The 16895-nt window shown below is 72.5% G+C and carries 20 protein-coding genes; 10 read left to right on the top strand and 10 right to left on the bottom strand.

From position 1 onward, the window contains the following. Positions 1–548, top strand: a 548-nt coding sequence (locus MTDSW087_RS18520) for a hypothetical protein (RefSeq protein WP_144766373.1), incomplete at its 5' end; no start/stop codon positions are given. Between the two features lie 131 nt (positions 549–679). Here the strand turns inward: MTDSW087_RS18520 and MTDSW087_RS18515 are convergent. Together MTDSW087_RS18515 and MTDSW087_RS18510 are read right to left on the bottom strand one after the other, a co-directional pair. Beyond that, positions 680–1129, bottom strand: a complete 450-nt coding sequence (locus MTDSW087_RS18515) for a DUF1489 family protein (RefSeq protein ID WP_244948392.1) — start codon at positions 1127–1129, stop codon at positions 680–682. A 94-nt stretch (positions 1130–1223) separates the two neighbouring features. Next, positions 1224–2345 carry a protein phosphatase CheZ gene (locus MTDSW087_RS18510; RefSeq protein ID WP_144766371.1) on the bottom strand — a complete coding sequence of 374 codons (1122 nt, stop codon included), beginning with the start codon at positions 2343–2345 and terminating at the stop codon, positions 1224–1226. A gap of 112 nt (positions 2346–2457) precedes the next feature. Between MTDSW087_RS18510 and MTDSW087_RS18505 the strand changes: the two genes are divergently transcribed. The 5 genes from MTDSW087_RS18505 (at position 2458) to MTDSW087_RS18485 (ending at position 7673) form a co-directional block, all read left to right on the top strand. Further along, positions 2458–3648 carry an MFS transporter gene (locus MTDSW087_RS18505; RefSeq protein ID WP_144766370.1) on the top strand — a complete coding sequence of 397 codons (1191 nt, stop codon included), beginning with the start codon at positions 2458–2460 and terminating at the stop codon, positions 3646–3648. 89 nt (positions 3649–3737) lie between these two features. Continuing rightward, positions 3738–4889 carry an ABC transporter permease gene (locus MTDSW087_RS18500; RefSeq protein WP_144766369.1) on the top strand — a complete coding sequence of 384 codons (1152 nt, stop codon included), beginning with the start codon at positions 3738–3740 and terminating at the stop codon, positions 4887–4889. Between the two features lie 7 nt (positions 4890–4896). Beyond that, a complete protein-coding gene (locus tag MTDSW087_RS18495) occupies positions 4897–5700 on the top strand; it encodes an ABC transporter ATP-binding protein (RefSeq protein WP_186383900.1) in 804 nt (267 codons plus the stop codon). Positions 5701–5806: 106 nt separating this feature from the next. Further along, positions 5807–6889 carry an MlaD family protein gene (locus MTDSW087_RS18490; RefSeq protein WP_144766368.1) on the top strand — a complete coding sequence of 361 codons (1083 nt, stop codon included), beginning with the start codon at positions 5807–5809 and terminating at the stop codon, positions 6887–6889. A 199-nt stretch (positions 6890–7088) separates the two neighbouring features. Further along, complete coding sequence (locus MTDSW087_RS18485) at positions 7089–7673, top strand: ABC-type transport auxiliary lipoprotein family protein (protein ID WP_144766367.1); 585 nt, start codon at positions 7089–7091, stop codon at positions 7671–7673. Positions 7674–7792: 119 nt separating this feature from the next. Here MTDSW087_RS18485 and MTDSW087_RS18480 read toward each other — a convergent pair whose 3' ends face one another. The 3 genes from MTDSW087_RS18480 to thiE form a co-directional block, all read right to left on the bottom strand. Continuing rightward, entirely contained in the window at positions 7793–8422 is a 630-nt protein-coding gene (locus MTDSW087_RS18480) for an XRE family transcriptional regulator (RefSeq protein ID WP_144766366.1), read from the bottom strand. 96 nt (positions 8423–8518) lie between these two features. Beyond that, positions 8519–9316, bottom strand: coding sequence for a bifunctional hydroxymethylpyrimidine kinase/phosphomethylpyrimidine kinase (gene thiD / locus MTDSW087_RS30895; RefSeq protein ID WP_144766365.1), 798 nt, complete (start codon positions 9314–9316; stop codon positions 8519–8521). Further along, positions 9313–10002 carry a thiamine phosphate synthase gene (thiE, locus tag MTDSW087_RS30890; protein WP_144766364.1) on the bottom strand — a complete coding sequence of 230 codons (690 nt, stop codon included), beginning with the start codon at positions 10000–10002 and terminating at the stop codon, positions 9313–9315. The genes thiD and thiE overlap by 4 nt, the downstream gene beginning before the upstream one ends. Before the next feature lie 311 nt (positions 10003–10313). Between thiE and MTDSW087_RS18465 the strand changes: the two genes are divergently transcribed. Beyond that, positions 10314–11309 (top strand): NUDIX hydrolase, encoded by a 996-nt coding sequence (locus MTDSW087_RS18465; protein WP_144766363.1) that lies wholly within the window; start codon positions 10314–10316, stop codon positions 11307–11309. Positions 11310–11321: 12 nt separating this feature from the next. Here the strand turns inward: MTDSW087_RS18465 and panB are convergent, their stop codons facing one another. The 4 genes from panB to cobS form a co-directional block, all read right to left on the bottom strand. Then, complete coding sequence (gene panB / locus MTDSW087_RS18460; protein ID WP_144766362.1) at positions 11322–12137, bottom strand: 3-methyl-2-oxobutanoate hydroxymethyltransferase; 816 nt, start codon at positions 12135–12137, stop codon at positions 11322–11324. A 140-nt stretch (positions 12138–12277) separates the two neighbouring features. Next, complete coding sequence (locus MTDSW087_RS18455) at positions 12278–12967, bottom strand: retropepsin-like aspartic protease family protein (RefSeq protein ID WP_144766361.1); 690 nt, start codon at positions 12965–12967, stop codon at positions 12278–12280. Between the two features lie 6 nt (positions 12968–12973). Next, complete coding sequence (locus MTDSW087_RS18450; protein ID WP_144766360.1) at positions 12974–13198, bottom strand: DUF1289 domain-containing protein; 225 nt, start codon at positions 13196–13198, stop codon at positions 12974–12976. Between the two features lie 33 nt (positions 13199–13231). Beyond that, complete coding sequence (gene cobS, locus MTDSW087_RS18445) at positions 13232–14056, bottom strand: adenosylcobinamide-GDP ribazoletransferase (protein ID WP_144766359.1); 825 nt, start codon at positions 14054–14056, stop codon at positions 13232–13234. 92 nt (positions 14057–14148) lie between these two features. Between cobS and cobT the strand changes: the two genes are divergently transcribed. The 3 genes from cobT (at position 14149) to queC (ending at position 16323) form a co-directional block, all read left to right on the top strand. Then, a complete protein-coding gene (cobT, locus tag MTDSW087_RS18440) occupies positions 14149–15165 on the top strand; it encodes a nicotinate-nucleotide--dimethylbenzimidazole phosphoribosyltransferase (RefSeq protein ID WP_144766358.1) in 1017 nt (338 codons plus the stop codon). Between the two features lie 95 nt (positions 15166–15260). Then, positions 15261–15617, top strand: coding sequence for a 6-carboxytetrahydropterin synthase QueD (queD, locus tag MTDSW087_RS18435; RefSeq protein WP_144766357.1), 357 nt, complete (start codon positions 15261–15263; stop codon positions 15615–15617). Next, entirely contained in the window at positions 15610–16323 is a 714-nt protein-coding gene (queC, locus tag MTDSW087_RS18430) for a 7-cyano-7-deazaguanine synthase QueC (protein ID WP_238179736.1), read from the top strand. The genes queD and queC overlap by 8 nt, the downstream gene beginning before the upstream one ends. Here queC and MTDSW087_RS18425 read toward each other — a convergent pair. Then, positions 16302–16886, bottom strand: coding sequence for a TetR/AcrR family transcriptional regulator (locus tag MTDSW087_RS18425; RefSeq protein WP_144766355.1), 585 nt, complete (start codon positions 16884–16886; stop codon positions 16302–16304). The genes queC and MTDSW087_RS18425 overlap by 22 nt on opposite strands. Positions 16887–16895 lie beyond the last annotated feature (9 nt).

The following is a 16895-nucleotide window of genomic DNA, read 5'->3' as shown; positions in this document are numbered from 1 at the left end:
CGGCCGGCCAGCCGGCGGCCCAGGCGAGCCCGCAACCGGCGCCGCGCAACCCGGCGCCGGCCCGGACGGAAGCGCCCCGCGCCGGCCGCCCGGCGGCCGGGGCCGACAAGAGCGGCTGGCTCTCCGACCTGCTGACCCGGGCCTCCCTCGACGAGGAGGAGGAGGCTCCGGCCCGGACCGGACAGGCCCCGGCGGCCGACCCCGCCCGCGCGCTCGAGTCGATCTCGAACGATATCGGCCGGATGATCGACCACCGCACGGCCGTGGACCTGTGGGAGCGCTACCGCCGCGGCGAATCGAACCTGTTCCAGCCGCGGATCTACACCGCGCAGGGTCGCCAGACCTTCGCGGAGATCCAGCGCCGCTACCGGGGCGAGGTCGAGTTCCGCCGCGCCGTCGACCGCTATGTCGGCGAGTTCGAGCGGCTGCTCGGGGACGTGATGAAGAACGACCCCGACACCCGCCGGGCCGACGCCTACCTCACCTCGGAGACGGGCAAGGTCTACACCATGCTCGCCCATGCGAGCGGGCGCTTCGAGGGGGCATGAGACGAAGAGCGGGGCCGCGGCACATCGTGCGACATCCGGGTGATCCCTTCGGGGTGGCGGATGTCGCCTTCGCTCGAGCGCCGCGCGGGCTTGGCCGAGACCGCGTCCGGTCTGATCGACCGGACGCGGTCTCAGAGCAGGCCGAGCCCGGCGAGTTCGCGACGCAGAGCCTCCGGCATCTCGGCGAGGTCGCCCGCCGCGGCGGCGTCGAGGTCGACGGGCGCGTCCTTGGCCGCGAGGTAGCGCCAGCCCTGGAACGGGCGGCAGGGCCGCGGCGACACGGGGATCAGGCGATCCCCGAGCACCAGGCGGCAGCGCGGGATGCCGTCCGTGCCGGTCACCGGCTCGATCGCGGTCAGCACCTGCCGGCAGCACAGGGTGCCCTTGATCACCCAGAAGATCGAGCCGCGCCCGGCGATCTCGGCCCGCCGCGACGGGACCATCCGGGTCACGTGCACGGGTGATGGGTCGCGGCCCTCGCGCAGGGCCTCCTCGCGGAACCGGGCGTGCCGGTCGGCAAGGTCGGCGATGGAGGTCGGGCCGACGCTGAGCTTGAGCAGATGCAGGACGGGCTTGGTCACGGGCGGGGCTGGTGGCGCGTACCGGGCAGCCCGGCACCGAGCCGACTCCATAGACCGATGCGGGCGCCGCGGCGACAGCGGCGCGCGGTCGCCTTCAGGAGAACAGAGCCAGCTTCTCCTCGATGCTGAGCAGGTCGATGTCGCCGAGGTCCAGCTCCGTCTGGCGCGCCGGATTAGCAGGGCGCGGCTCGGCCGAGGCCGGCTCCTCCGGCTCGGCGACGGTCTCGGTCTCGGTCTCGATCGCGAAGGCGAGGTCATCGAGGTCGGCCACGATCCCGGTCTCGGCGGTCTCGATGCCGGCGGCCTCGGCGGCGGGCTCCTCGGCCGCGAAAGCGAGGTCGTCGTCGGCCTCCTCCGCGAAGGCCAGTTCGTCCGCATCGACGGAGAAGGCCTCGTCGAGCGCGGCCGTGTCGGTAGCCTCCTCAGCCTCGAACGCCTCCGGCATCTCGGCGGCGGGGAGGAAGTCGATCGTCTCGTCGAGAAGGATCGGCGCGCGGGCAATCGCACCTGCCGCCTCGGGGGCCTGCACGTCGCCCTGCATGTCGATGAAGCGGTCGACGTCGCTCTGGCTCAGGTCGATCGGGACCGCGGCGGCGCGCGGGGCCGTCTCGGGGCCGGGCGGGATGCGCTCGTCCGCGCTGTCCCAGATCGTGATCATCGCGCTCAGGCGGTCTTCCAGGTAGCGCAGGGTATTCACGATGCGGCTGATGCGCTGCGCCGTCAGGTCCTGGAACGAGCAGGCCGTGTAGATCTGGGTGGCGTGCCGGTCGAGCCGGTCGCAGACATCCGCGTCGACGCCGCGCTCGCGCAGGGTCCAGGCGGTCTCCTGCACGTCCTCGGCGGCGCCGAGGATGTCCGAGGTGGCGCGCTCGGTGGTGCGCACGATGGCGTCGAGCGCCTCCGAGGCGACGCCGAGCCGGCTCTGGTCCTGCTCCGGCACGCTGATCGCCGCGATCTCGGCCTTGGTCCGGCTGATCGCGTTGGCCATGTCGAGGAGGCTGCCGCGCAGGTGCCCGACATCCTCCGGGCCGCGCTGCGCCGTGATCGCGTTCTCGATCCGGCCGATCGCGTCGAGGAGGGTCACGGTGTCCGGCCCGCGGCTGCGGCGGGCATGCTCCTCCAGGAACCAGCGCCCGCGCTCGCTCTCGGTCATCGCCGCCGCGATCACGTCGTAGGCGTCCGGGGCGAAGAGGATGGGCGACTGGGTGCCGGACATGCTACGCGTCCTCACGGAACTCGGCGCGCCGCGGCCCGCACAGGCCGGCACACGCGCTGCATACACTTTGATCCAAGCTGTTTAACGGGCGCTTACGCCCCCATCTCAGGTCTTGCCTCCCTCCCCTGCACCCACCCCGGCGCCGGAACCCGGCGCCTTCCGCCTGTCGCTGCTCTACGCCGTGGTGTTCGTGGAGATCGGCATCGCCATGCCGTTCATGCCAGTCTGGCTCGACGCGCTCGGCCTCGACGCCACGGTGATCGGCCTGCTGCTGGCGCTGCCGATCGCGACGCGCATCGTCGCCACCGCGCCGCTGATGAGCCTGATCGACCGCGGCGTCGGCCCGCGCCGGCTGATCGTCGCCGGCAGCCTCGGGGTCGCGCTGACCTACCTGCTGATGCCGGCCGCCGCCCCGCTCGGCTGGCCGCTCCTCGCCGCGCTCACCGTGCTCAACGCGGTGGCGGCGGCGCCGCTTGTGCCGAGCATCGACTTCCTGACGCTTGCCGCGGTGCGGGCCCGGCCGCGGCTCGACTATGCCCGCATCCGCATGGCCGGCTCGATCGCCTTCCTCGCCGCGAACCTCATCGGGGGCGCGCTGCTCGGTGCGCTCGGCGGAGAGATCGCGGTGCCGCTGCTGCTGACCGGGCTCGCCCTGATCGCCTGCCTCGTCGCCCATCGCAGCCGCTCGGTGGCGCCGCCGCCGAGCACCGTCCCGGAGGGGCCGCGCCCGCGCCTGCCGCTCCATCTCTGGCTCTGCATCGGCGCGGCGGGCGCGATCCAGGCGAGCCACGCCGCGATCTACGGCTTCGGCAGCATCCACTGGACCGGGCTCGGCCATTCCACCGCGACGGTCGGCGGGCTCTGGGCGGTGGGCGTCCTCTCGGAGATCGTGCTGTTCGCCCTGATCGGCCGGCTACCGGCACGCTGGCGCACGCCCTTCCGGCTGCTCGGTCTCGGCGGGCTCGCCGCGCTGGTCCGGGCGCTCGGGCTCTACGCGTTCGGGGATTCGCTCGTCCTGCTCGTCCTGCTGCAGGCGCTCCACGGCTTCACCTTCGGGGCGACGCAGCTCGGCGCCATGGCCGCCGTCTCGGGGTTCAGCCCGGAGGGCGCCCGCGGCCGGGCGCAGGGCACGGTGAGCGCGGTCAACGCCACGGTCTCGGCCTCGGCCACCCTGCTCTCCGGCTTCGCCTATCGCAGCGGCGGGCCCGTGGCCTTCGCGCTGATGGCGCCGCTCGCTGCCACCGGCCTCGCGCTCACGGTCCTGGCGGCGCGGCGCGTGCGCGGGCACACATTGCAACCGTAAGCATAGAATCCCGTAACCCTAATCTGGACATAAGAGCGGCGCAGGAGGGGCCGCGTGATGATCCTGGCAGCCACCATCGGAGGGCCCGCGTGCTGAGCGCCGCGCGAGCCCGGACGGGCGAGGAAGCGGGCGCGCGCGTCGCGGCGGAGGCCGACGGCCGTCTCGCCCTCGACGGGCGCTGGACGACCGACCAGGGCGCCGCCGTTGAGGCCGCCGCCGCGCGCATCGCCGCGGCCGGCGCGGGCCGGGCGATCGTCGTCGATCTCACCCATGTCGAGCGCCTCGACACGCTGGGCGCCTGGGTGCTGGAGCGGACCCGCGGCGAGATCGAGGCAGCCGGTGGCCGGCTCGGCTATGCCGGGGCGCGGCCCGAGCACCGCATCCTGCTCGGCGAGGTGGGCCTGCGCGAGCCGGAAGCGGCGGCCGGCCCCCGCCACGGCTATCTCTACGGCCTGCTCGACGGGCTCGGCCGCCGCGTGGCCGGGGGCGGGCAGGACATCGTCACCGGGATCGCCTTCCTCGGCGAGGTGGTGACGGCCTGCGGACGGGTCGCGGCGCGGCCGCGCAGCTTCCGCACCAGCGCCTTCGTCAACCAAGTCGAGCAGGTGGCGCTGCGCGGCGCGCCGATCATCATCCTGATCTCGTTCCTCGTCGGCGGCATCGTCGCGCAGCAGGGCATCTTCCAGTTGCAGCGCTTCGGCGCGCAGGCCTTCGTGGTCAATCTGATCGGCCTGCTGATCCTGCGCGAACTCGGCGTGCTCCTCACCTCGATCATGGTGGCGGGCCGCTCCGGCTCGGCCTTCACCGCCGAGATCGGCTCCATGCGCATGCGCGAGGAGGTCGACGCCCTGCGCGTCATGGGCCTCGACCCCGTCGAGGTGCTGATCGTCCCGCGCATCCTCGCCCTGGTGGTCGGCCTGCCGATGCTGACCCTGATCGGCGCGCTCGCCGCGCTGCTGGGCGGCGGCCTCACCGCCATGGCCTATGGCGGGCTGACGCTCGACCAGTTCCTGGCCCGGCTCCAGGCCGCGGTCGGCCTGCACCACGTCTTCGTCGGCCTGATCAAGGCGCCCTTCATGGCCCTCACCATCGGCATCATCGCGACGATCGAGGGCTTCGCCGTGGAAGGCTCGGCCGAATCCCTCGGCCGCCACGTCACCGCCTCAGTCGTCAAGTCCATCTTCATGGTGATCGTCCTGGACGGCCTGTTCGCCGTCTTCTTCGCGGCGATCGATTTCTGAGCCGGACATGCGCGCAGAACTCACCAGACCTGAAGAGGCCGACCCGATCATTCGCGTGCGCGACCTCGTCGTGGGCTTTCGCGACCGCACGATCCTCAAGGGCCTCAACCTCGACATCCGCCGCGGCGAGATCCTCGGCTTCGTCGGGCCCTCCGGCCAGGGCAAGTCGGTGCTGACCCGCACCATCCTCGGCCTCGTGCCCAAGCGCTCGGGCACGATCGAGGTGTTCGGCCAGGACATGGACGGGATGACGCTGGCCGAGCGCCGCCGGATCGAGCAGCGCTGGGGCGTGCTGTTCCAGCACGGCGCCCTGTTCTCGGCGCTCACCGTCAAGCAGAACATCCAGGTGCCGATGCGCGAGCACCTGAACCTGTCCGAGCGCCTGCTCGACGAGTTCGCGCGGCTCAAGATCGAGATGGTCGGCCTCAAGCCCGAGGCCGCGGACAAGTACCCGTCCGAGCTGTCCGGCGGCATGATCAAGCGCGCGGCGCTCGCCCGCTCGCTGGCGCTCGACCCGGAGATCCTGTTCCTCGACGAGCCGACCTCGGGCCTCGACCCGATCGGCGCGGGCGAGTTCGACGACCTCGTCGCGACCCTGAAGCAGACGCTCGGGCTCACCGTCTTCATGGTGACGCACGACCTCGACAGCCTCTACACCGCCTGCGACCGCATCGCGGCGCTCGGCGACGGACAGATCATCGCGGCAGGGCCGATCGAGCACATGCTCAGCCACGACCATCCCTGGCTGCGCTCGTATTTCCACGGCAAGCGCGCCCGCGCGATCGTCACGGGGGAGCCCGCCCATGCCTGAGCCTGCCCGTATCCCCGTGTTCATCCCCGTGTCCATCCCCATGCGGGTCGCGCCGGGTGCGGCCCCGCACCGCGCGAAACGCCAAGCTCCGGCCAAGGACTGACGCATGGAGACGCGTGCGAACTACGCCCTCATCGGCGCCTTCACCGTCGCGGTGATCCTGGTCGGCTTCGGCTTCGTGCTCTGGCTCTCGGGCGGCTCGTCCCGGCAGGTCGCCCAGGCCGTGCGGATCGTGTTCTCGGGCAGCGTCGGCGGCCTGTCGCGCGGCTCGAGCGTGACCTTCAACGGCATCAAGGTCGGCGAGGTCTCGGAGGTGAGCCTGCTGCCGCAGGATCCGCGGCGCGTGATCGCCCTCATCAAGGTCGAGCCCTCGACGCCCTTGCGCGCCGATACCCGCGCGCGCCTCGACTCGGCCATGCTCACCGGCGTCTCGGTGATCGCGCTGTCGGGCGGCAACGCCGACGCGCCGCCGCTGAAGGCCGGCTCCGGCGGCGAGATGCCGACGATCTTCGCCGATTCCTCCGACATCCAGGACATGATGGCGGCGGCCAAGCAGATCGCCCAGCGCGCCGACGACGTGCTGCAGCGCCTCGACAAGGTGGTGGCGGGCAATGAAGGCGCGATCAACCGGACGCTCGCCAACGTCGAGTCCTTCTCGAAGACGCTGGCCGATGCCGGGCCCTCGATCGCCGGCCTCGTGAAATCCGTCGACGGCGAGCGCCTCAACCGGGTGATCGCCAATGCCGACCGCTTCTCCGGCGCCCTCGCCAATGCCAGCCCCGACATCGAGGCCGGCCTGCACGATGCCCGCGCGCTGGCCGGAAAGCTCAGCGCCTCGGCCGACCGCATCGACGGCGTGCTGAAGGGCGCCGAGGGCTTCCTCGGCTCGGCCTCGGGCGAGCAGGGCTCCTCGACCTTCACCGAGGTGCGCGAGGCCGCGATCTCGGTGCGCGACGCGGGCCGCGCCTTCCGCACCCTCTCGGAGAACCTCGACAAGCGCACGGCCAACATCGCCACGAGCTTCAACCGGCTCTCGGGCAGCGGCCGCCGCGAGGTCGAGGCGCTCTCCACCGACGGCCAGCGCACGCTCAACACCCTGAACCGCACCGTGAAGAACCTGGAGCGCGACCCCTCGCAGGTGATCTTCGGCGGCAAGCCGTCGTTGCCGGAATACAACGGTGGCCGCTAGAGCCGACTTTTCCTGGGAGTATGTGCCTCGCCGCACGGCACGGGACGGCTCCTTGCGTAGTTTCTACGGCGCAGCTTAGTGCCTCTCGCAGAACTCCAGCGGCGCCGTCCGCGGCCGGAGGGGCGTCTCCCGCCGGTCGGGAGCCTCGCGAGATGCACGTCACGGCACCGGCCCGTCCGGCGCCCAGCAGGTTGACCGTATGAACCAGACCGTCCCGGCCCTCGCGCTCGTCGCCCTGCTCGCGCCCGCCCTCGGCGGATGCGGCGGCGGCGGCGCACCGCTGACCTTCGACCTCGCCGCCCTGCCCCCCTCGGGCCGCGCGGTCGCGGCCGGCCGCGCGATCGTGGTGGCGGAGCCCGTCGGCATCCAGCCCTTCGAGTCGGATCGGATCATCGTGCGCGAGCAGGGCGGCTCGCTGTCCTTCCTCGGCGGCGGCCAATGGGCCGACCGCCTGCCGCGCCTGGTCCAGACCCGGCTGATCCAGAGCCTGGAGAATTCGGGGCGGCTCCGCTCGGTCAGCCGGCCGGGCGACAAGATCCTGTCCGACTACCAGCTGATCAGCGAGATCCGCGCCTTCGACATCGCGGCCGGCAGCGGCGAGGCGGTGGTCGACCTCTCGGCCAAGCTCATTGCGGAAGGGACCGGTCGGGTCGTGGCCGCGCGGGTCTTCACCGCCCGCGTGCCCGTGAAGGCGGTGGATGCGGGCAACGGCGCGGTCGCCCTCGACGCGGCGCTCGCCACCGTGCTCGGCGACATGGTCCGCTGGGTGAACTCAGGACGGTGAGCGCGCAGTTAGAGCCGTTCCCGACCGCGTTGCGACGGGGCACGGCTCTAAGCCCTTGTTTCGACGCGCTCTCGTTCGCCGAACCAGCATCCACTTCGACTTAGGAGCGCTCTCGCGCGCTACTCCATCACCGCCGCCTTCATGATCACCACCATGGTGGCCCGGCCGGCCTCCTTGCCGATGCAGCGCACGGTGTGGGGCCGGTCGCAGCGGTAGCGCAGGGTCTCGCCCGCGCGCCCCACCTGCACGACGCCGCCGACCTCGACCTCGAAGATCCCCTCATGCACCGAGAGCGACTCCACCGAGCCGCGCTGGTGCGGATCGGAATCGAGCACCCCGCCCGGATCGGCCGAGACGTCGTACCATTGCAGCCACTCGATGGTCTTGACCCAGCCGATGATGGCGAGCCGCACCTTGCCGTCCTCGGAGAGGAGGATCGGCGTGTCGGCGCGGGAGGTCTTCTCGATGAAGGGCTCCTCGTCGTTGGCCGCGAGCACCCGCTCGATCGAGACGTCGAGGGCCTGGGAGAGCCGCCAGATCGTGGCCAGCGTCGGGTTGGTCTCGTTGCGCTCGATCTGGCTGATGATCGACTTGGCCACGCCCGACTGCTCGGCGAGTTCCGAGAGCGAGAGGTTGTAGGCCTTGCGCAGCCGCTGGATGGTCTTGCCGAGCTGTCCCGACAGGGCCTGCGCGCCGGTCAGGAGGTCGCGGCCGCGCCCGCGCTCGATCCGTTCCGCCTGGTCCTGCATCGTGCCGCCGTGCCTGAAAATCGTTCCGTTATCCGAACGAACGTACGCTCCTTCAAACGCAAATCCAGGGCCCGCGCAAGCATCCGGTGGGATTCGTCAGCCCCATTGGCGGAAGAAGTGGTGGACCGGGCCGTGGCTGTGGCCGATGCTCAGCCGGTCCGCGGCGGCGATGGCGCCGCTGACGTAGAGCTTGCCCTGCTCCACGGCCTCCGCGAGGCTCGCGCCCTTCGCCAATTCCGCCGCGATCGCGGCCGACAGGGTGCAGCCGGTCCCATGGGTGTTGCGGGTCGTCACCCGCGGCGCGGCGAGGCGCCGGGCGCCGCCGGGCGTGACCAGCACGTCGACGCTCTCGGCCTCGGCGCCGTGGCCGCCCTTGACCAGCACGGCGCGGGCGCCGAGCGCGAGCAGGCGGCGCCCCTGCGCCTCCGCCTCGTCCACGTCCGCGGCCACCGGCTCGCCGAGCAGGGCGGCGGCCTCGGGCAGATTGGGGGTGATCAGGTCGGCCCGCCGCATCAGGCGCCCGCGCAGGGCCGAGACGGCCGCGTCGTCGAGGAGGCGGTCGCCGCTGGTGGCCACCATCACCGGATCGAGCACCACCGGGATGCCCTGTGCGTGCCGGTCGAGGGCGTCGGCCACCGCCTCGATCACCGGCGCGCGCCCGAGCATGCCGATCTTCACGGCCCGCACCGCGAGATCGGAGAAGACGCTGTCGCACTGGGCCGCGACGAAGGCCGGCGGCACGTCGTGGATCCCCTGGACGCCGCGCGTGTTCTGGGCGGTCAGCGCCGTGATCGCGCTGGCGCCGTAGACGCCGAGCGCCGAGAAGGTCTTGAGGTCGGCCTGGATGCCGGCACCGCCGCCCGAATCCGAGCCCGCGATGGTGAGCGCGATCACGGCCTGGCCCCGCGCTCGCCGAGCGCCGCGTCGATCCGCGCCCGCAGGTCGCGCGCCCGGCCCTCGACCGATTCGGCCCCGAACAGGGCGCGGATCACCGCGACGCCGTCCGCGCCCGCCGCGATCACCGCGGCGACGTTGCTCGAATCGATCCCGGCGATGGCGCCGAGCGGCAGGTCGGCGCCGCGGGCCAGCCGCGCCCGGAAGACGATGCGGTTCAGCCCGTCGAGCCCGACCGGCGGATCCGGGTTGTCCTTGCTCGTCGTGGCGAAGACGCCGCCGATGCAGGCATAATCCACGGGCAGCCGGTAGAGCTCGTCGGCCTGGGTGCCGGTCTTCAGGGTGAGGCCGATGATCGCGCCATCGCCGAGAAGCCGGCGTGCATCGGCCGGATGCAGATCGCTCTGGCCGAGATGCACGCCCTCGACGCCGGCCGCCAGGGCGAGGTCCACGCGATCGTTGACGAGGAGCGGCGCGCGGCCGGCGACCGCCTGATGGATCGCACGGATGCGCTCGAGCGCGGCACGCGCGTCGGCGATGTCCTTCTCGCGGTATTGCAGCAGGGTGCAGCCGCCGGCCACCGCCTCGGCCGCCATGGCGGCGAGCCGCGCGCCGTCGGTCCCGCAGACGCCGACATCGAGCAATCCGTAGAGGCGCAGGTCCACCGGACAGGCCGAGCGGCTCATGCACGCCTCCGGGCTTCGAACGTCCGCATGCCTCGATCCCTCCGATCGTCCATCCCGTGCGGGTTTGGTTCGCCTCCGGGCCGTTGGCAAGCCTGCGGCAGCTCTCGGCAAGCCTGCGGCAGCTCGGCAAGCCTGCGGCAGCCCGACAAGCCTGCGGCGGCCCGACAAGCCTGCGGCAGCCCGACAAGCCTGTGCCGGCAAAGCGTTGGATGGCGCAGGCCTGCTTTGTTGACCGGGCGGCCCGATCTGCGGCTAAAGCAGATCCGGGGGCGCGTCGTTCGCGTCCAGGCGGCACCGCGAGCAGGCCCAGGGTGGATTCGACAGAGACGCAGGCGCGCGCGGAAGAGGCGGGCGACCGGGCCGCCGACGCCTCCTCCGTCGGCCTCGTCGCGGTCATCGTCGCGGCGATGGAGGGCGAGCCCCGCGCCCTCACCGTGCGGGTCCCGGGCCAGGCCGCGGGGCGGGGCGACGGGCTGCCCGCCGGCCCCCTCGTCTCCGAACACGCCACGCTGGAGCGCGGCCTGCGCGCCTGGGTGGAGCGCCAGACCCACCAGCGCCTCGGCTACGTGGAGCAGCTCTACACCTTCGGCGACCGCGACCGCTCGGGCGAGGGCCGGGCCGGCGCGCACTCGCTCTCGGTGGCCTATCTGGCGCTGGTGCGCGAGGAGCGGTCGGCCGGTCTCGCCGAGGCCGCCTGGCAGAACTGGTACCGCTACCTGCCCTACGAGGATTTCCGCCAGGGCCGCCCGCCGCAGCTCGACGCGATCCTGCCGCGGCTCGAGGCCTGGGCGGCCGAGCCCGAGGACGCGAAGCTGCGGCGCCTGCGCGCGGACCGGCTCGGCCTGACCTTCGGACTGAACGGCGGCACCTGGAACGACGAGCGCGTGCTGGAGCGCTACGAGCTTCTGTTCGAGGCCGGGCTGATCCCCGAGGCGCAGGGCAATGCCGGCCGCAGCCTGCCGGGCGATCCGACCGGCGTGCCGATGGCCTTCGACCATCGCCGGGTGCTCGCCACCGCGATCGGGCGCATGCGCGGCAAGATCAAGTACCGCCCGGTGGTGTTCGAGCTGATGCCGCCGGAATTCACCCTGCTCCAGCTCCAGCGCACCGTCGAGGCGCTCTCGGGCGCGCAGCTCCACAAGCAGAACTTCCGCCGCCTGGTGGCGCAGCAGGGGCTCGTCGAGGAGACGGAGGCCGTCACCAGCGGCACGGCCGGCCGGCCGGCCAAGCTCGTGCGCTTCCGCCGCGAGGTGCTGCTGGAGCGCCCCGCGCCGGGCCTGCGGGTCACGCCCTCACGCAGGGCGTAAACCCTCGGCGGATCAGTAGGTGTGCGCGTCCTCCGGGAAGCGCCCGGCACGGACCTCCTCGGCATAGGTCTTAACCGCCGCCTCGATATGGGCGCGCAGCGAGCCGAACTGCTTCACGAATTTCGGCGTGCGCTCGGAGAGGCCGAGCATGTCCTCCAGTACCAGGATCTGCCCGTCGCAGAAGGAGGAGGCGCCGATGCCGATGGTCGCCGCCGTCACCTGGGGCGAGGTGGCGATGGCCCGGGCCACCGGCTCGACGATGCCCTCCATCACGATGGCGAAGGCGCCGGCCTCGCTGATGGCGCGGGCATCCTCCAAGAGGATGCGCTCGCCGTCGGGCCCCTTTCCCTGCACGCGGAAGCCGCCCATCGTGTTGATGGACTGGGGCGTGAGGCCGATATGGCCCATCACCGGCACGCCGCGCTGGGTCAGGAAGGCCACCGTCTCGGCGAAGCGCGCCCCGCCCTCGAGCTTCACCGCGCCCGCGCCCGTCTCCTTGAGGATGCGCGCGGCGCTCATGAAGGCCTGCTCGCGGCTCGCCTCGTAGGAGCCGAAGGGCATGTCGACCACGACGAGCGCCCGGCTCGTGCCGCGGATGACGGCCTGCGCCTGCAGGATCATCATCTCCAGGGTGACGGGCAGGGTCGATTCCATCCCGTGCATCACCATGCCGAGGGAATCGCCCACGAGGATGAAGTCGCAATAGGCGTCGAGGATGCCGGCGGTGTGGGCGTGGTAGGCGGTGAGCGCGATGATCTTCTCGCCAGCCGCCTTGCGCTTGGCGAGATCCACGGCTCTCAGGCGGCGGGACTGCACGACCTGCGACATGGCACCGGCTCCTCGATACGCGGGGCTGATCCGCCCCTCCGGGTTCAGGTGCGCCTTATATACGCATCGCGCCGGCAGGCACCCGCACCCGTGCGAGGATGCGTCCCGATTGTCGGGCCGCCTCGGCGCCCCCGATGCCGTCAGCGCCCCCGCAGGATCAGGCGGTCGCCGCGCACCTCGTAGCCGGGCAGGCGTGTCAGGAAGCTCTGGCCGAGCAGGTTCTGGGTCAGCATGCCCGAGCGCGCCACGAGACCGGAGACGCGCCGCTCGGTGATCGGCCCGATGGTGATCGCGTCGATCATGATCGGTGCGGCATAGGCCGTGCCGTTGGCGGTGGAGATGCGGGTCGAGAACTCGGACTCCGCAGGGCGGATGCCCAGGGCCGCAGCGCCCTCGGCGGTGAGGACCACGGTGCTCGCGCCGGTGTCGAAGATGAAGGGCTGGACCTGCCCGTTCACCTCGGCCTCCACCCGGAAGTCACCGTTGCGCCGCCGCGTGATCGTGACGATGTCGCCCGCACCGGTCACGGCGGTGCCGGGCCGCAGGGCACCCACCATCCGCGAGCTGACGCCCTGGATCTCGTCGCGAAAGCTGTAGCCGACGAGGCAGGCGAGCCCGAGCGCCAGCCAGATCAGCATGTGGCGCAGGTTCGTGCCGAGATTCACGCCGAAGCGGCGCCAGTAGCCGGCCGTGACGAGGACGAGGGTGCCGACGCCGAAGGCGAGCCCGGCGAGCTGATCAGGCTCGACGCCGCCGATCGAGCCGCCGTCGCCGCTGACGACGAGCACGGCCACCACGATCACGATCGCGCCGAGCACCAGATACAGCATCGAACCTCACGCCCGCGTCCCCTCGGGCGGTAGATAGGCCGCGCGCAGCCGCGCTTCGAGACCGGCCATGATCGCGAGGCGCTGCGCCTCGCTGAGCGAGCCCCACAGGGCGATCTCGTCGCGGGTGCGGCCGCAGCCCTGGCACAGACCCGTGCGGGCATCGAGCACGCAGACCTTGGTGCAGGGGCTGGACGGCTTGGCGGGCGGCTTGGGGCTGGCGCTGGCGGACATGGGCCGATCCATGCGGCCTGCCGGCGCCGCAAATCAAGCCGGCAGGCAGGCGATGAGGCCGAGGAGTCCCGCGATCTCCGCGACCTGCTGGCAGGCGCCGACCACGTCGCCGGTCTGGCCGCCGAGCTTCTCGGCGGCGAGCCGCGTCATGCCGAGGGCCGCAAGCCCGCCCAGCACGATCATCGCGAGGATGCCTGAGACCGGCAGGCCGAAGGGCAAGGCCAGGGCGGCGAGGACGGCACCGAGGCCGAGGGCGACCCAGAGCGTCGACGCCTCAGGGCTGCCGACCGCGGCGCCGAGCCCCCCGGGCCGGGCCGGGCCGAGCAGCATCATCGGCGCGAGCGCGGCGACGCGCGAGAGAGAAGCGGCGAGCACCAGGGCCACCGCCGCAGCGGCGCCGGCCCGATCGAGGAGCGTGGCGAGCGCCCCCATCCGCAGGGCGAGGGTGATGACGAGGGCGGTGGCGCCGTAGGTGCCCACGCGGCTGTCGCGCATGATCTCCAGGCGCCGCACCCGCGTGGCGCCGCCGAGGCCGTCCGCCACGTCGGCGAGCCCGTCCTCGTGCAGCGCGCCCGTGACGAGGACGGCGACCGCGAGCGCCAGCCCCGCGGCCAGGAACGGCCCGAGCCCGAGCTTCCAGGCGATGAGCAGCGTCAGGGCGGCCGGTAGCGCCAGGATCAGGCCCGCGGCGGGCAGCATCCGCGGTGCGCGGCGGAAATCCGGCACCGCGTGCGGGTCGGACTCGCCGGGCAGGCGCGGCACCGGCAGGCGCGAGTAGAAGCGCAGGCAGGTGGCGAGATCGGACAGGAGGCCGCGCCCCGGCCAGTCGGCCTCTCCGCCCTGGGGTCGCCCGTTCATCGCCCTGCCTTCACCCCCTGAACCCGCTTCACTATAGCGTGCTGGCGGGACGCGGCTTCAAGCCGCGCGCGGGCCGCCCACAGGATTGCACCATGACCGAGAGCCCCTTCGCCGATATCCGCCGCCTGGTCGAGGCCATGCCGGAGGCCGACGAGGCCGCCCTGCGGGCGATCGCGGAGCGCGAGGCCACCCTCACCAAGCCCGCGGGCGCGCTCGGGCGGATGGAGGAGCTCGTCGCCTGGCTCGGCGCCTGGCAGGGCAAGGACAAGCCCACCCTCGACCGGCCGCTGGTCTGCGTCTTCGCCGGCAGCCACGGCGTGACGAAGCGTGGCGTCTCGGCCTTCCCCGACGCGGTCAACCGGCAGATGCTCGACAACTTCGCCGCCGGGGGCGCGGCGATCAACCAGATCTGCGCGGCCTACGGCCTCGGCTTCAAGGTGTTCGACCTCGCCGTGGACATGCCGACCGGCGACATCTGCGAGGGGCCGGCGCTCGACGAGCGCGGCACCGTCGCCACCATGGCCTTCGGCATGGAATCGATCGCCGCCGGCACCGATTGCCTCGGCATCGGCGAGATGGGCATCGGCAACACCACGGTCGCCGCCGCCCTCTACGCCGCCCTGTTCGGGGGCGACCCGGCCCACTGGGTCGGGCGCGGCACCGGCGTCGACGACGCGGGCCGCACGCGCAAGGTCACGGCGGTGGAGGCGGCACTCGCCCACCATGCCGGTCATCTCGGCGACCCGCTGGAGGTGCTGCGCCGCCTCGGCGGGCGCGAGGTCGCGGCGATGGCCGGCGCCATCCTCGCCGCCCGCCTGCAGCGCGTTCCGGTGGTGCTCGACGGCTACGTCTCGACCGCCGCCGCGGCGATCCTGCACGCCCTCGACCCGCGCGCCCTGGAGCACTGCCTCGCCGGCCACGTCTCGGCCGAGGGCGCGCATGCCGAGGTGCTGGAACGGCTCGGCCTCCGGCCGCTCCTGGCGCTGAACATGCGCCTCGGCGAGGGCTCGGGCGCGGCGATGGCGATCGGCCTCCTCAAGGGCGCGCTGGCCTGCCACCGCGACATGGCGACCTTCGCGCAGGCCGGCGTCTCGGGGAAGGAGGCCTGAGATCGGCCTTTGCCCCGAAGGGCTTGGACGCGCTATGGCTCGCCCGAATCCGGATGCCGGGCATCGCCGACATCGCTGACCTCAAGAACAAAGCCATGAAGATCACCCAGGCCTTCACCTTCGAGGCGGCCCACCGGCTGCCGAACGTGCCCGAGACGCATCGCTGCCACCGCATGCACGGGCATTCCTACCGGGTCGAGCTGACCGTGGCGGGCGCCATCGACCCGCATAGCGGCTGGGTCATCGACTTCTACGACGTCGAGGACATCTTCCGACCGCTGCTGGAGCGCCTCGACCACCACACCCTCAACGACATCGAGGGGCTGGAGAATCCGACCGCCGAGAACATCGCGGCCTGGATCTGGCATCGGGCCAAGGCGGGGCTGCCCGGCCTCGCGTTGGTGCGGGTCTACGAGACCCCGATGTCCTGGGCGGAGTATGCGGGTGAGTGAGGTCGGCGAGGATTGCGCGCTGGTCCTGTTCTCGGGCGGGCAGGATTCGGCCACCTGCCTCGCCTGGGCGCTCGACCGCTATGCCCGCGTCGAGACGCTGGGCTTCGATTACGGCCAGCGCCACCGCATCGAGCTGGAGGCGCGCGGACGCCTGCGCGCGGGCCTCGCGAAGCTCGTGCCCGCCTGGGGGCGTCGCCTCGGGCCCGACCACACGCTCGCCCTCGACGCGCTCGGCCAGGTCTCCGACACGGCGCTGACCCGCGAGGCGGAGATCGGCTATGCGGCCTCGGGGCTGCCCAACACCTTCGTGCCGGGCCGCAACCTCGTCTTCCTCACCTTCGCGGCGGCGCTCGCCTACCGGCGGGGCCTGCGCCACATCGTCGGCGGCATGTGCGAGACCGACTTCTCCGGCTATCCCGATTGCCGCGACGACACGATCAAGGCGATGCAGGTGGCCCTGAACCTCGGCATGGACCGCCGCTTCGTGCTGCACACGCCACTGATGTGGCTCGACAAGGCGCAGACCTGGAAGCTCGCCGAGGATCTCGGCGGCCCGGGGCTCGTGGATCTCGTCGTGGAGGAGAGCCACACCTGCTATGTCGGCGAGCGCGGCACACGCCACGACTGGGGCTATGGCTGCGGCACCTGCCCCGCCTGCCGCCTGCGCGAGCAGGGCTACGCGCGCTACGTCGCCGCCGAGGCCTGAGCGGGGACGAGGCTCGCGACGAGGGCGCCGAGCGTCCCCGCGAAGGCCTCCGGCCCGCCGAGCAGCCGCTCCATCAGCAGCGCCCCCTCCAGCGTCGCGACGACGAGCCGGGCCTGCGCCTTCGGGTCGATGCCGGGCCGCAGCGCCCCGCGCACCAAGCCTTCGCGCAGCACCCCTTCGAGCCAGGCGATGTGGCGCTCGAAGAAGCGGGCGATGTCGGCGCGCAGCTGCTCGGGGAGCGCCTCACCCTCGATGGCGAGCACCGCGCAGAGGCAGCCGAGCCCCTGCTCCACCCCGCCGAGATAGAGCCGGCCATAGGCCTCGATGCGGGCGGGCGCCTCCGGATGCCCGGCCTCGATCGCGGCGAGCGCCGCGTCGTAGCGCTCGGCATAGGCCGCGACCAGCGCGAGCGCGAGGTCGGTCTTGGTCGGGAAGTGGTGGTGGATGCTCGCCTTGCGGATGCCGACCGCCGCCGCGAGATCGGCATAGCTGAAGCCGGCATAGCCGGAGGCCCGCACAAGCGTCTCGGCCTGCATCAGCAATTCGGCCCGGGTATCCCGCATCGCTCTCCA

It is taken from the genome of Methylobacterium dankookense (assembly GCF_902141855.1).
GTDB classification, from domain to species: Bacteria; Pseudomonadota; Alphaproteobacteria; order Rhizobiales; family Beijerinckiaceae; genus Methylobacterium; species Methylobacterium dankookense.
The sequence above is the reverse complement of the archived record's forward strand: the minus strand, read 5'-3'. Positions and strand labels throughout refer to the sequence as shown.

Excerpts from the sequence above, each read along its gene's own strand:
- MTDSW087_RS18510 (WP_144766371.1), bottom strand. The coding sequence starts at position 2,345 with ATGTCCGGCACCCAGTCGCCCATCCTCTTCGCCCCGGACGCCTACGAC.
- MTDSW087_RS18495 (WP_186383900.1), top strand. The coding sequence starts at position 4,897 with ATGCGCGCAGAACTCACCAGACCTGAAGAGGCCGACCCGATCATTCGC.
- MTDSW087_RS18490 (WP_144766368.1), top strand. The coding sequence starts at position 5,807 with ATGGAGACGCGTGCGAACTACGCCCTCATCGGCGCCTTCACCGTCGCG.
- MTDSW087_RS18485 (WP_144766367.1), top strand. The coding sequence starts at position 7,089 with ATGAACCAGACCGTCCCGGCCCTCGCGCTCGTCGCCCTGCTCGCGCCC.
- MTDSW087_RS18480 (WP_144766366.1), bottom strand. The coding sequence starts at position 8,422 with ATGCAGGACCAGGCGGAACGGATCGAGCGCGGGCGCGGCCGCGACCTC.
- thiE (WP_144766364.1), bottom strand. The coding sequence starts at position 10,002 with ATGAGCCGCTCGGCCTGTCCGGTGGACCTGCGCCTCTACGGATTGCTC.
- panB (WP_144766362.1), bottom strand. The coding sequence starts at position 12,137 with ATGTCGCAGGTCGTGCAGTCCCGCCGCCTGAGAGCCGTGGATCTCGCC.
- MTDSW087_RS18455 (WP_144766361.1), bottom strand. The coding sequence starts at position 12,967 with ATGCTGTATCTGGTGCTCGGCGCGATCGTGATCGTGGTGGCCGTGCTC.
- MTDSW087_RS18450 (WP_144766360.1), bottom strand. The coding sequence starts at position 13,198 with ATGTCCGCCAGCGCCAGCCCCAAGCCGCCCGCCAAGCCGTCCAGCCCC.
- cobS (WP_144766359.1), bottom strand. The coding sequence starts at position 14,056 with ATGAACGGGCGACCCCAGGGCGGAGAGGCCGACTGGCCGGGGCGCGGC.
- cobT (WP_144766358.1), top strand. The coding sequence starts at position 14,149 with ATGACCGAGAGCCCCTTCGCCGATATCCGCCGCCTGGTCGAGGCCATG.
- queD (WP_144766357.1), top strand. The coding sequence starts at position 15,261 with ATGAAGATCACCCAGGCCTTCACCTTCGAGGCGGCCCACCGGCTGCCG.
- MTDSW087_RS18425 (WP_144766355.1), bottom strand. The coding sequence starts at position 16,886 with ATGCGGGATACCCGGGCCGAATTGCTGATGCAGGCCGAGACGCTTGTG.